11 protein-coding genes are annotated in these 12,333 nt (G+C 59.2%); 5 read left to right on the plus strand and 6 right to left on the minus strand.

Features of this window, described 5'->3' with window-relative positions:
- Window positions 1–33 precede the first annotated feature (33 nt).
- From M0654_RS08210 to M0654_RS08230, 5 genes are all read right to left on the minus strand, one after another.
- Window positions 34–1,296, minus strand: a complete 1,263-nt coding sequence (locus M0654_RS08210; protein WP_248682674.1) for an ABC transporter substrate-binding protein — start codon at window positions 1,294–1,296, stop codon at window positions 34–36.
- Window positions 1,297–1,328: 32 nt separating this feature from the next.
- Window positions 1,329–2,495 (minus strand): PLP-dependent transferase, encoded by a 1,167-nt coding sequence (locus M0654_RS08215; RefSeq protein WP_248682675.1) that lies wholly within the window; start codon window positions 2,493–2,495, stop codon window positions 1,329–1,331.
- Window positions 2,492–3,202 (minus strand): FadR/GntR family transcriptional regulator, encoded by a 711-nt coding sequence (locus tag M0654_RS08220; protein ID WP_248682676.1) that lies wholly within the window; start codon window positions 3,200–3,202, stop codon window positions 2,492–2,494. The genes M0654_RS08215 and M0654_RS08220 overlap by 4 nt, the downstream gene beginning before the upstream one ends.
- Window positions 3,203–3,667: 465 nt before the next feature.
- Window positions 3,668–4,909, minus strand: coding sequence for a saccharopine dehydrogenase family protein (locus M0654_RS08225; protein ID WP_248682677.1), 1,242 nt, complete (start codon window positions 4,907–4,909; stop codon window positions 3,668–3,670).
- Between the two features lie 29 nt (window positions 4,910–4,938).
- Window positions 4,939–6,030: a carboxynorspermidine decarboxylase gene (locus tag M0654_RS08230; RefSeq protein ID WP_248682678.1), complete on the minus strand. Its 1,092-nt coding sequence runs from the start codon at window positions 6,028–6,030 to the stop codon at window positions 4,939–4,941.
- Between the two features lie 417 nt (window positions 6,031–6,447).
- Here M0654_RS08230 and M0654_RS08235 point away from each other — a divergent pair, with 417 nt between their 5' ends.
- The 5 genes from M0654_RS08235 to M0654_RS08255 all read left to right on the plus strand — a co-directional run bounded on the left by M0654_RS08235 (window position 6,448) and on the right by M0654_RS08255 (window position 11,076).
- Window positions 6,448–6,846, plus strand: a complete 399-nt coding sequence (locus M0654_RS08235; protein ID WP_248682679.1) for a RidA family protein — start codon at window positions 6,448–6,450, stop codon at window positions 6,844–6,846.
- A gap of 119 nt (window positions 6,847–6,965) precedes the next feature.
- Entirely contained in the window at window positions 6,966–7,958 is a 993-nt protein-coding gene (locus M0654_RS08240; protein ID WP_248682680.1) for a TRAP transporter substrate-binding protein, read from the plus strand.
- Between the two features lie 88 nt (window positions 7,959–8,046).
- Window positions 8,047–8,523 carry a TRAP transporter small permease gene (locus tag M0654_RS08245; protein WP_248682681.1) on the plus strand — a complete coding sequence of 159 codons (477 nt, stop codon included), beginning with the start codon at window positions 8,047–8,049 and terminating at the stop codon, window positions 8,521–8,523.
- A complete protein-coding gene (locus M0654_RS08250) occupies window positions 8,520–9,800 on the plus strand; it encodes a TRAP transporter large permease (RefSeq protein ID WP_248682682.1) in 1,281 nt (426 codons plus the stop codon). Before M0654_RS08245 ends, M0654_RS08250 begins: the two co-directional genes overlap by 4 nt.
- A gap of 31 nt (window positions 9,801–9,831) precedes the next feature.
- Window positions 9,832–11,076, plus strand: a complete 1,245-nt coding sequence (locus tag M0654_RS08255) for a Zn-dependent hydrolase (protein ID WP_248682683.1) — start codon at window positions 9,832–9,834, stop codon at window positions 11,074–11,076.
- An 84-nt stretch (window positions 11,077–11,160) separates the two neighbouring features.
- On the opposite strand, the gene M0654_RS08260 is transcribed toward M0654_RS08255, so the two are convergent.
- Window positions 11,161–12,081 (minus strand): LysR family transcriptional regulator, encoded by a 921-nt coding sequence (locus M0654_RS08260; RefSeq protein ID WP_248682684.1) that lies wholly within the window; start codon window positions 12,079–12,081, stop codon window positions 11,161–11,163.
- Window positions 12,082–12,333 lie beyond the last annotated feature (252 nt).

Genomic DNA, 12,333 nt, shown 5'->3' on the forward strand with positions numbered 1-12,333 from the left:
GGTGCGGGCATGCCCGCACCGACACTGCATCGACTACTTCTTGGAAAGGTTCTTCTTCTGAGCCTTGGTCAGATAGTCTGCCCACTGGTCAGCCAGTTCCTTGGCGGAGATGTCGCCCAGCAAGGCCTGCTGCGAGGTCTTGATCGCAAGCGAATCCTTGAAGAAGGCGAACTCCTCAAGGAAGGTCGGCATGACGGTCGGAACGGTATCCTTGTCGGCCAGTTCCTGGAACCAGCCCTTGAACTGGTCACCGGCGTAGAACGGATCCTTCTCGGCGGCGGAGTAAGCCGGCAGCGCGCCGATCCGCTTGTTCCACTCGATATTGCCTTCGGGGCTCTCCAGCGTTTCGATCAGCTTCCAGGATAGATCCTTGTTCTTGCTGCTGGCGAACATCGACCAGCCAGCATAACCGATCGTCGGATAAGACTTGCCGGTCGGGCCCTTCGGCAGCGGAGCGACGCCGAAATCTTCCGGCTTCATGCGTTCGGCTACGGCAATCAGTGCATCGGGATCCTGGTCGAGGAAGGCACAGGTGCCGGAATAGAAGCCGGCAACGACCTCGTTGAAGCCCCAGTTGACGCTGTCCTTCGGCGCCAGGCCCTTCTTGTAGAGATCGACCATCCACTCGATACCCTTGGCCCAGCCTTCGCTGTTCATGGTCGAGGTGCCGTCTTCGGTGAAGTACTTGTTATCGCCGGCCATGGAGGCAGCAAAGATCATCCAGCCATTGAGACCGCCCGGTCCACCGCGCATGCAGTAACCATACTTGCCGGGCAGCTTGGACACGGCTTCCGATGCCTTGACGAACTCGTCCATCGTCTTTGGCGGTTCGGAAACACCGGCTTCGCTCAGGAGCTTCTTGTTGTAGAACATTGCGCGAAGATAGAAGCCGTAGGGCAGCATATAAGCGGTGTTCTTGACGTCGCGGCCAAGTTCAAGCGCGCGAGGCGTCAAGCCTGCGGTGTGTTCCCACTTTTCGAGGTAGGGCTCAAGGCTCTCAAGCAAGCCGTTGTTGCCATAGAGCGAAAGCCAGGTGTCCGGCATTTCCATCACGTCCGGCGTATCCCCGGCCGAAACCATCGTCGCGAACTTCTGGAACGCTTCGTTCCAGGGAAGCGAGATGATCTCCACCTTCGTGCCTGGATTGGCCGCCTCGAACTTGCCGACCAGCGACTTTAGCGTTTCCGTACGCTCGGGGCTGGTGATGACTTCGACCAGCTTCAGCGTCGTGTCCGCCATGGCGCTGCTCGCCATCATCGCGGCGAATAATGCGGCTGTTATGAGTGTTTTCTTCATTGTCCTGTTCCCGATTGTTTATCGTTGATGCACTACGAGGCTACGGCGATGGCCTCCTGGAGATCGCTCCACAAGGCCTCTGTTCCTTCGAGACCGACATGGAGGCGAACGGACCGCGCATGGATGCCGAAAGTATGCGCGGAATTCGGCTGGGCCTTCTGCTGCAGCACCACTTCGCCTGGTACAATCAGGCTTTCGTGGCCGCCCCAGCTGACGCCGAGCTTGAAGAGTTTGAGATGATCGGCAAAGGCGCGAACATCGATGCCTTCCTTGAAGATGAAGGAAAACAGCCCGGACGTGCCGTTGAGGCCGGGCGGCAGGCGGTTTGCAAGCGCCGGATGGCAGACCTGCTCGACCACATCGAGTTCCTGCAATCGTCGCGCGATGGTCAGCGCCGACGCCTCATGGGCCCTCATCCGCAAGGGCAGCGTGCGCAACCCGCGGATCAGTAGCCAGGCATCAAAGGGTGAAAGCTTTCCGCCCAGATATGGGTATGCCTCAGCCTTCAATCGGGCGATCATCTCCTTCGATCCTGCCACGACGCCGGCAACGACGTCGCTGTGTCCGCTGAGGTATTTCGAAGCCGAGTGGATGACGAGGTCGACGCCGAGCGTGATCGGCCGCTGAAAGAACGGGCTCGCCCAACTGTTGTCGATCATAGAGACGACGCCATGCTTTTTTGCGAGCGCCGCCAGCGCGCCGACGTCATGCGCTTCCATGACCCAACTTGTCGGGCTTTCCAGGTAGAGGACCTTGGCGCCCGGAAGCGCCTTTTCGACCGCTTCCTCGTCGCGACCGTCAACATAGGTCACTTCCACCTTCATTCGCTTGAGGATCGTGCCAAACAGGCGGAAAGCATCGGGATAGACGTGCTTGACAGCGACGATCCTGTCGCCCGGCTCAACAAAGCTGAGAACCGCCGACGAGATGGCGGACATGCCGCTGGCGAAACCCAGCGCATCTTCCGTCCCTTCGAGCTTGGCGAGCATCTCCTCGAACATGCGCACCGTGGGATTGAGGCCACGCGTATAGATCGGGCGTACCTTTTCGCCGCGATAGGCGGCGAGCATCTCGTCATATTGTGAGAAGGTGAAAAGCGAGGTCTGGAAAATCGGTGGCACGACCGCATCAGCAAAATTGCCGTCATCATGCGCGGTGATGAGCGAGGCAAGTTGCGACGGGTCCAGCATTTCATTCATTGGGACATTTCCTTGATGTCTTCCTCGACAACCTCGAGGATCTTCAGTGTTTCGCGCCGCGCCCCGTCGGGATCCTGGGCGGCAATCGCGTTAAAAAGGGTGCGATGAAACGGAAAGGAGCGCCTGGCGAAATCCTTCCGGTCGAAAGGCGAGGCCCAGAAATGCTCAAAGCTTTCGCGCATCTGCTCGAGGATCTGGCGGAATAGCGGATTATGCGTGGCGTCGTAGACGGCGAGATGGAAGGCCAGGTCTTCGGGCCCCGACGTCCCCTGCTCAAGATGCACCTTTTCCATCTGGTCGAGCTTGGCTTCGATGACAGTGAGATCTTCTGCAGTGCGCATGCGCGCCGCGACCATTGCGGCCTCGCACTCGATGCCGCGCCGGACTTCCAGCGTCTGCAGGAGCACGTCGCGCAGTCGCGTCGTATCGAGCGACAACGGCATGTGAATCGTGTCAGGAGAAACTGGCCGCAACAGATAGGTTCCGCTGCCCTTGCGGGTTTCGATGACACCCAGCGCCTGGAAGTGACGGATCGCCTCACGGATCGTCGAGCGTCCAACGGCAAGCGATGCCATCAACTCTCGCTCGGCCGGAAGTCGGTCGCCAGCCTGCAGCTTCGCATCGGCAACGTAGCGCGCAAGCGCCAGCGTCACCTGTCTCGCCCGGTCCAGTGCCGGCAAAGGCTGCAGTACACTCCCAGCGTCCACGCTCGCTCCCGAATTGGTCTGACATCTGAGCAAAGCATCGACCAATCCAGATGTCAACGAGCGCCGACCGATGCTAAACCGGACTTCACAACGTTAGATTTGCCTAAAAATGAATGTAGCGATGGACGTCGCGAACCCCGAAGCCAAACACCGCTGCGGAGGCTGCGGAAGCGAAATTGGGATGCGCCCGGGTTAAGGTTACTCCGTAACCGCATTCCGGAGTTCGTGTTGCCGCGCCGAAAACGGGCGGTATGGTTCCGGCATGAGAGTTTTCACGACACGACGAAGAGCCCACTCCAGCCGCAGCCTCAGGATCAGCTATCGCCGACGTCCCAAGCCACCCGTTCGAAATGTCCCCGTCCCGAAGACAATCGTTCTTCATGTCGTGTACGGCTGAGGCCTCGTCGGCGAATCCGTGATCAGGCGAAAACAGAAAGGGCGGTCACTGGACCGCCCTTTCCTACCTTATTCCGAGATCAACCGGTCTTCCCCGCGCTCGTCCTTCAGGAAAGTCTTCAAGCCATTCTGGTGAAGCCCCTTGATGAACGGCCAAGGTGACAGTTCCTCAACATTGGCCATCTTGCGCACGTCCCAGTCGCCCTGCGCGATAAGCAGGGCTGCAACGGCAGCGGGAACTCCGGCGGTGTAGGAAATACCCTGCGCGCCGACTTCGTTGAAGGCTTCCTTGTGGTCCGCCACGTTGTAGACAAATATCTCCTTGTCCACCCCATCCTTCGTTCCCGAGATGAAGTCGCCGATGCAGGTCTTTCCGGTGTAATCCGGAGCAAGCGAAGCCGGATCCGGCAGCACAGCCTTGACCACCTTCAGCGGAACGACCTCAAGGCCTTCAGCCGTCTTCACCGGCTGCTCCGAGAGGAGGCCAAGGTTTTTCAGCACGTTGAAGACCGTGATGTAGTGATCTCCGAAACCCATCCAGAACCGGACGTTGGCGTTCGGGAAGTTACGAGACAGCGAGTGGATCTCGTCGTGGCCGGTGAGGTAAGCCTTCCTCTTGCCCACAACAGGCAGATCAAACTCTTTGCCGATCTCGAACATCTTGTTGGTCTGCCAGGCGCCGTTCTGCCAAGAGTAGACCACACCCGTAAATTCTCGGAAGTTGATCTCCGGATCGAAGTTGGTCGCGAAGTACTTACCGTGCGAACCAGCATTGATGTCGACGATGTCGATATCCTTGATCTGGTCGAAATGCTCGTCCTTCGCCAGCCGCGCATATGCGTTCACGACGCCGGGATCGAACCCGGCACCGAGGATTGCGGTGACGCCGCGCTTCGCACATTCCTCGGCACGCTTCCACTCGTAGTTGCCGTACCACGGGGGCGTTTCGCAGATCTTTCGGGGGTCTTCGTGGATGGCGGTATCGATGTAAGCCGCACCGGTCTCAAGGCAGGCCGACAGCACCGACATGTTGACGAAAGCCGAACCCACGTTGATGACGATCTGGGCGTTCGCTTTACGGATGAGATCAACAGTCGCCTGGACATCCATTGCGTCAAGCTGGTGCCATTCCAGCTTCGCGTTCGAGCGCATGTGCTTCTTCTCGTGGATCGACTCCACGATTGCACGGCACTTCTCGGCGCTGCGTGATGCGATATGGATGTCGCCAAGGATGTCGCTGTTCAAGGCGCACTTGTGAGCTACGACGCGGCCGACGCCGCCGGCTCCAACTACGAGAACATTTTTTCTCATTTTGTGTTGCACACTCCTGTCTTAGACCCTCAGGACAAGGATCTTTCATAATCATTATAGTCGAAGGCGCGGACGACCCAGTCGGAACCATCGAGTTCGCGCACGACGATCGCCGGCATGTCGACGCCGTTGAACCAGTTCTTCTTGACCATCGTGTAGCCGCCCGCGTCCTGGATCGAAACGCGATCGCCGACCGACAGCTCCTTCTCGAACTTGAACTCGCCGAAGATGTCCCCGGCCAGGCAGGACTTGCCACAGATCACATAGGTTTCCCCCTGCTCGGGCTCGGCAACCTTTGCAGTCTCGCGGTAGATCAACAGGTCGAGCATGTGCGCCTCGATCGAGCTATCAACGATTGCCAGCCGTTTTCCGTTCTCCAGGACGTCGAGCACGGAGGTTTCCAGGGACGTGCTGCGGGTCACGCATGCTTCGCCCGGCTCGAGATAAACCTGGACGCCATGGTTGTCAGAAAACGCCTTGAGACGGTCGGACAGGCGCTCGAGCGGATATCCCTCTCCCGTAAAGTGGATGCCTCCGCCAAGGCTTACCCAGTTCACCTTCGCAAACAGCGAACCGTACTTCTCTTCGATCGACGTCAGAAGAGCATCGAACCTGTCGAAGTCGCTGTTTTCGCAGTTGTTGTGGATCATGAAGCCATCGAGCAGATGCAGGTGGCTTTCGATCTTCTCCAACTCGTTTTCGCCGAGCCGGCTGAACGGTCGCGCAGGATCTGCGAGATCGAACGAGGACGAGCTAACCCCGGGATTGAGACGCAGGCCGCGCGGCTTGGCGGTGCGCTCGGCGAAACGGTTGAGCTGCGACGCCGAGTTGAAGATGACCTTGTCGGCGCGTCCGGCGACTTCATCGAACTCACCCTCTGAATACGCGACGCTATAGGCATGCGTCTCGCCGCCAAAGCGCGTCTGCCCCAACCGCACTTCATTCAAGGATGAAGAGGTCGTTCCATCGAGATACTCCCGCATCAGGTCGAAGACAGACCATGTTGCGAAACACTTGAGCGCCAGCAGCGCCTTTGCACCCGACTTCTCGCGCAGTGCGGCAACGATCTCGAGATTGCGGCGGAGCTTTGTTTTGTCGATCAGGTAATATGGCGTCTGCACGGGAAACCCCTGTCTGCGGAATACGACTTGAAAGTCAGTTGTTCTTGGATTGGCAAGCTCTGGCGCATGGCCAGAAAGGCGCTCGATGGCGGACCGGCAACAGGAATCCTGCGGCCGGTTACGAATGCGGTTTCAGACGCGTAAGCCCTGATCGGTTCGTTGTTTTACCCATGGCCGGGGGAGATAGCCGATGGGTCCGACATCGGTCAAGGATTAGCAGCAACAAAAGCGCCGCGGCTATGGGGTAGAATCAGGCAGAGCGTTTCGATCGCCGTCAATGTACACTGACTGTCTTGAGCCACTGACTGAATGCATATGCCGGGCAAATGACGCGTTGATGTCCTTTGCCCGTCGAATGGCTTGGAAAGGCAGTGCTGCTGGGTGTAGGTGCGAGGCTTTGGAAGAAAGGTTCAACTGATGAAGCATCAGATCATCGAAGTTCCCGTCGTTTCGGAAGCGATCCGCCGGCTTGGCGCTCCCACATCTGCCCTCACCCGTATCGGCGATACGCTTTACACCTGCGGCATGCCGCCGATCGATCTGACGACCGGAGAGATCGTGAAGGGTGACATCACGGCTCAAACGCGTGCCTGCCTTGAGGCACTGTCCTTCACGCTGAACCATGCTGGCTCGTCGCTTGACGACGTCTTCAAGTCGCTGGTGTTTCTGACCGACAACGCATTGGCGGCGGATATGAACAAGGTCTACCGCGAGTTCTTCACGACCGGTTTTCCGGCTCGCAGTTGCGTCGCAGTGAAGCCCTGGGCGCTCTTCGACATCGAAATCGAATGCATCGCAACGGTCGCAGAGGGATAAAGTTGAGGGTCTATAGGCCGTCCCTATAGCAGCTATTCGCAGCAGCTATTTGATGCGGAGCTACCGGCAGTGATTTATGGCTGCCAATAATTCGTGCAACAAAAGAGGGTGACACCAAAATGAGCGTACCAGCATTTTCCCGCCGTATCGCCGCCGGCCTCCTGGCCGGCATGATCGGCCTTTCTTCTGCAACAAGCGTTCTTGCGGATACGACCATCCGCCTCGGTCACGTGCTTGCAGATTCCCATAGCTGGCACAAGGCAGCAACGTCCTTCGCCAAGGAAGTGGCCGAGAAGACAGGCGGACGCGTCAAGATCGAAATTTACCCGTCCGGTCAGCTGGGCACGGAAAAGGAAGTCATCGAGGGCATGCAGATCGGCACGATGGATGCCGGCGTGATCGGCAGCGGTTCCTTCCAGTTCGTCGAGCCGAAGCTCGGGATCATCGAAATGCCATACGCCTGGACGAGCCGCGAGCAGGCCTTTGCCGCGCTTGACGGCAAGCTCGGTGAACAGCTCGCCGGCCTCTTGAAGCCAAAGGGCATCGAGGTTCTGGCCTGGTGGGAAAACGGCTTCCGCAACATCACCAACAACGTGCGTCCGGTCGAAAAGCCGGAAGATCTGAAGGGTCTGAAGATCCGGGTCACGCCAGACAAGGTACGGCTCGCGACCTTCGAGGCGCTCGGCGCCCAGCCAGCACCACTCGCCTTCGGTGAACTCTATTCTGCCCTTCAGCAGGGTGTGTTCGACGCTCAGGAAAACCCGCTGTCGATCATCGAATCCTCGTCCTTCTATGAAGTTCAGAAGTACCTCTCGATGACGGGCCACATCTGGGGCGCAGCCTGCCTGACTGTATCGACCATCGCATGGACCCAGGTTTCGCCGGAAGACCAGGCAATCGTGAAGGAAGCTGCCGTCCGTTGGGGCAACGAGCAGCGCAACATGGTGGCTGAAAGCGAACTCGAACTCCTCGAGAAGCTGAAGGCCAAGGGTATGCAGGTCAACGAAGTTAACAAGGCCGCCTTCGTCAAGGCGCTCGAGCCGATTTGGGAAAGCCAGAAGGAAACCTTCGGCGCGGATCTGCTCGCCACCATGGATACCTATCGTAAGTAAAGAAAAGCGGCCCGCCCGGCGAACCCGGGTGGGCAACTATACGCGCCGCCAACCCCGATTGCAGCCATTCCCGGTTCCGGAGCCTCCAATGCAAGATGCCTCGACGCGTTCTTCACGCATCGCCCGAACAATTGATGTCGCTGTAACATCGGTCGGCGCCCTCGGCGTTGCCTGTTTCACCGCGTTGATCGTCTACGTCGTCGTGTGCCGTTATGCGTTTTCCTTCACACCGCGCTGGTCGGAGGAAGTTCCTCGTCTGCTTCTGGTTTGGGTTACCTTCATCGGTGGAATTTCCGCTTTCATCCGCCGCACGCATCTGTCGGCCGGGCTGACGGACCTGCTTGTGAAACCCGGCAGGTTCCGCACCGCGCTCGCGATGCTCGCCGCCGTGTGCTCCGCCCTCTTTCTTATCGTTCTCCTCTGGACGGGCTGGAAACTCACAGTCCTCACGTGGAGCCATGAGACGACCGCGTTGAGTTGGCCGGTCGGGCTTACCTACCTGGCACTGCCGGTCAGCGCCGCCTTGTCCCTTATTGCAATCCTCCTTGTGGAATGGCGCAAATGAGCATCGCCCTCATCGTACTCCTGAGCGTCTTTGTCCTGCTGATCCTGATCGACGCACCGATCATGATCGCGCTTGCGCTCTCCTCGATCGCCTATCTGCTTGTCGCCGATACCATCCCGGTCATCGTTGTGGCCCAAAGGATGGTTGCCGGCATTGACAGCTTCACGCTGTTGGCAATCCCACTCTTCCTGCTCGCGGGCGTATTGATGGTGCATGGCGGGCTCGCACCACGCATTGTCAATCTCTGTGCCGCTGTCGTCGGGCGGCGTACCGGCGGACTTGCGATCGTCATGATCGCGGCCTGCATGATGTTCGGTTCGCTCTCCGGGTCTGGTGTGGCTGACGTCATCGCCATCGGCACGATGATGCTGCCGGCCATGCGCGAGCGCGGATATCATCCCGGCTTCTCCGCGGCTGCACTCGGTTGCGCCGGTTCGCTTGGCACAGTAATCCCGCCCTCTATTGTCCTCATCGTCTACGGAACAGCCACCGGCACCTCGATCGGCAAGCTCTTCGTCAACTCGATCGGCCCGGGCATTCTTTTGGGTCTTGGCCTGATGGTCGTGGCCTGGTGGATCTCCCGCAAGAACGGCTGGAAGGGCGGCGAAGCCTTCTCCTGGGCACGGCTGGGTACGGCGCTGCGGGAATCAATTCTCGCGCTTCTTGCGCCCGTCATCATCGTCGGCGGCATTCGCTTCGGCATCTTCACCCCAACAGAAGCAGCCGGCGTCGGTGTCGCCTATGCGCTCCTCATCGGCGCCTTCGTGTATCGCCAGTTGAGCCTTTCCAAGGTCTTCAGCCTGCTCCGTGACACCACCGAAATGACCGGGGGTATTTTGATGGTCATCGCTGCGGCATCCGTCTTCGGCTGGATCCTGACGGTCGAGCAGGTCCCGCAGATGGTGGTCAACGCGATCACCGGAACGACGGAAAGCGCCACCCTGGCACTGATCATGATGATGGTCGCAGTGCTCATCCTCGGCACGTTCATGGAGTCGATCGCGATCATCCTGATCCTTGCCCCGGTCTTCCTGCCAGTGCTGCGCGCCTTTGAGATAGACCCCGTCTATTTCGGGGTCCTGCTGACCATCAACCTCGCGATCGGTGCAAATACGCCACCGCTTGGCATCGACCTCATGGCCGCGTGCCGCACCGGTGGCATCCCGATGTCAGCCTCGTTCCGCTACCTCCTGCCCTTCCTTGGCGTGATGACGCTTGTATTGCTCGCTCTGGTGCTCTTCCCGGGCCTGATGACGCTGATGTCTTTCGGCTCCTGATGCGGGCTCACCTTCCAATGAGAGAATGACCATGACTTTTTCTGCCGACCAACGCGCCAACATCGATCGCTATTGGTCAACCATCGAAAGCTCGGCCGAGATCGGCAAGGGCCGCACGGGAGGCTTGTCGCGGCTGACCCTGACTGATGACGACCGGCGGATGCGGGACCTCTTTGTCAACTGGTGCCGGGAAGCTGGACTTACCGTCGAGATCGACGAGCTTGGTAACATCTTCGGGCGCCGCGAGGGCACCGATCCGACGCTTGCACCGGTCATGATCGGCAGCCATCTCGACACGCAGATCAACGGCGGCCGCTTTGACGGCATTGCCGGCGTCCTGGCCAGCCTGGAAGTGGTCCGCAGCCTCAATGATTGTGGCCACGTCACCAAGCGGCCGATCGTCATCGTCGACTGGACCAACGAGGAAGGCGCACGCTTCTCGCCCCCAATGGTCGCCTCTGGCTGTTTCGTCGGCGCCTACGAGGTGGATTGGGTCAAGCAGTTGGTGTCCGATGACGGTGCCCGCTTCGGCGAAGAACTGCATCGGATCGGCTACGACGGTCACAAGCCGTGCAAGGCAGGCGACATCGACGCCTATTTCGAGCTTCACATCGAACAGGGCCCAATCCTTGACCTTGAAAAACGCGACGTTGGTGTCGTGACCGGCGGCTATCCCAGCTATGGCATGCGCGTGCGGTTCAATGGCAGGACTGCGCATACTGGTCCAACTCCGATGGATCTTCGCCATAATGCTCTGATTGCCGGGGCACGGTGGCTGACGGCCGTCGATGACATCGGCTGGGATTTCGCGGTTGGCGACGGGAAAGCGACCGGCGCACGGCTAGCGGCATGGCCGAACAAGCCAGGCATTCTCTCCGACACAGCGCAGGCGATCTGCGACGTGCGTCATCCCGACCCTGCAACCGCCCGCGTCATGGCGGAAAAGATGCGCCGCGCCGTTTTCGAAAGCGCTGCCCGTGCCGGATGCGAGGCGGAGATCGAGGACGAGTGGTTCTGGGGTGGCGATATCTTCGACGGCGAGATGGTCGGCCAAATCCGCGCGGAAGCCAAGCGGATGAACTACAACTGGCGGGACATCCAGTCACAGGCCGGGCACGACGCTTATTTCCTCGCTCGTCATTGCCCGACCGCGATGATCTTCACGCCCTGCAAGGGCGGCATCACCCACAACAACGAAGAGTCGTGTGACCCTAGTGATTTAGCCCCTGGTCTGAACGTGCTGCTGCACTCGGTTGTCGCTCGGGCGGACCGATAAACGCGTTGATGTAATTTTCTCGAAGGAGGCCACCAGCGGCCTCCTTCGAGAAGCCCAGCGGCAGCAGAAACCTGACGCGTCGTGTCAGGCCATGTCGGGGTAGAGCGACTTCAACTCGTCGAGGAGTTCCAGGAACCGCCGCTCCGCACTGGTGAACGCACAACCTGGATACGAGACCAAGAAGACATCAGCCCCAAGTGGGAAGTCCAAGATCTCCAGCGGCCATAGCTGACCGTTGTCGACATAGGTTCGCACGGCCGTCGGCGGGAGTATCCCGATGCCGAGGCCGGCGATGATCATGCGCCGCACCTCTTCCAGGTTAGCGCTTCGGCCGCTGATCCGTTCTCCAAGGCCGATGCTTTCGCTGAGAACGGCCATGGGTTCCAGCCCCAAGCCCTCGCCCGCACAGGTGAAGGAGATGAACGATTCCTGGCGCAGCTCGCGTTTCTCAACCTGTGCCCGTCCGTAAAATGGGTGCTCGGCACCGCAGAAGACGCTGAACTCCTCCCGGAAGAGCAGCTTGCAGTCCAGATTGAAGACCGGACGGGGCAAGAGGCAAATGCCGATACCGCTCTTTTCTGCCAGTATGCGCCGCACCGTTTCCTGGCTGTTCTGGACTTCGATCATCCACCGGACAGACGGATGACGCTGGTGATAAACCCTCAGCGCCTCGTTGATCAGCGGAGACTCCAGATTGCTGATGATCTGGAGCTTGATCTCGCCAGATTCCTCCGTGGGTGCATCCTTCGTCAGCACCCCGATCCGCTCGACCGACCGGAAGATCTCGGCGCATTCCTCGTAGATCTTCTGGCCAGGAACCGTGAGTTCAAACCTCCGGCTGTCGCGAAAGACGAGTTGGCAACCGAGCTGCTCCTCCAGCCTCTGCAGCGCCTGACTTACGGAGGGCTGCGTCATGTTAAGCCGTGATGCCGCGCGCGTGAGACTTCGCTCTTCGGCGATGATGTAGAACGAGCGCAGGAGGTTCAGATTGAGATCGCTCAGCATGACGGCGGCACTGCGTTTGGAACGGGTCTCCCCATAACTTGCTTGTCGACATCAAGGCAATATTGTTTCGAGGCCACCTGCCTTGCGCGTTCGTCGCGGATGACGTCTCTGCCATGCGATGTAAGCATCAACATCTTGATCCCGCGTTTCCGCTTTCCTAGATCAAGGCCGCTTCCGCATCCGGCAAGCTTCATGGCAACTTGGTCCTGCTGAACAGGTGAAGGCGAAAATGTCTTTGTCTCCTTGGCGCGA

This window comes from Neorhizobium turbinariae, assembly GCF_023223505.1.
Lineage (GTDB): Bacteria > Pseudomonadota > Alphaproteobacteria > Rhizobiales > Rhizobiaceae > Neorhizobium > Neorhizobium turbinariae.

Coding starts and splice junctions, on each gene's coding strand:
- M0654_RS08260 (WP_248682684.1), bottom strand. CDS start 12,081: ATGCTGAGCGATCTCAATCTGAACCTCCTGCGCTCGTTCTACATCATC.
- M0654_RS08240 (WP_248682680.1), top strand. CDS start 6,966: ATGAGCGTACCAGCATTTTCCCGCCGTATCGCCGCCGGCCTCCTGGCC.
- M0654_RS08245 (WP_248682681.1), top strand. CDS start 8,047: ATGCAAGATGCCTCGACGCGTTCTTCACGCATCGCCCGAACAATTGAT.
- M0654_RS08255 (WP_248682683.1), top strand. CDS start 9,832: ATGACTTTTTCTGCCGACCAACGCGCCAACATCGATCGCTATTGGTCA.
- M0654_RS08250 (WP_248682682.1), top strand. CDS start 8,520: ATGAGCATCGCCCTCATCGTACTCCTGAGCGTCTTTGTCCTGCTGATC.
- M0654_RS08225 (WP_248682677.1), bottom strand. CDS start 4,909: ATGAGAAAAAATGTTCTCGTAGTTGGAGCCGGCGGCGTCGGCCGCGTC.
- M0654_RS08215 (WP_248682675.1), bottom strand. CDS start 2,495: ATGAATGAAATGCTGGACCCGTCGCAACTTGCCTCGCTCATCACCGCG.
- M0654_RS08210 (WP_248682674.1), bottom strand. CDS start 1,296: ATGAAGAAAACACTCATAACAGCCGCATTATTCGCCGCGATGATGGCG.
- M0654_RS08235 (WP_248682679.1), top strand. CDS start 6,448: ATGAAGCATCAGATCATCGAAGTTCCCGTCGTTTCGGAAGCGATCCGC.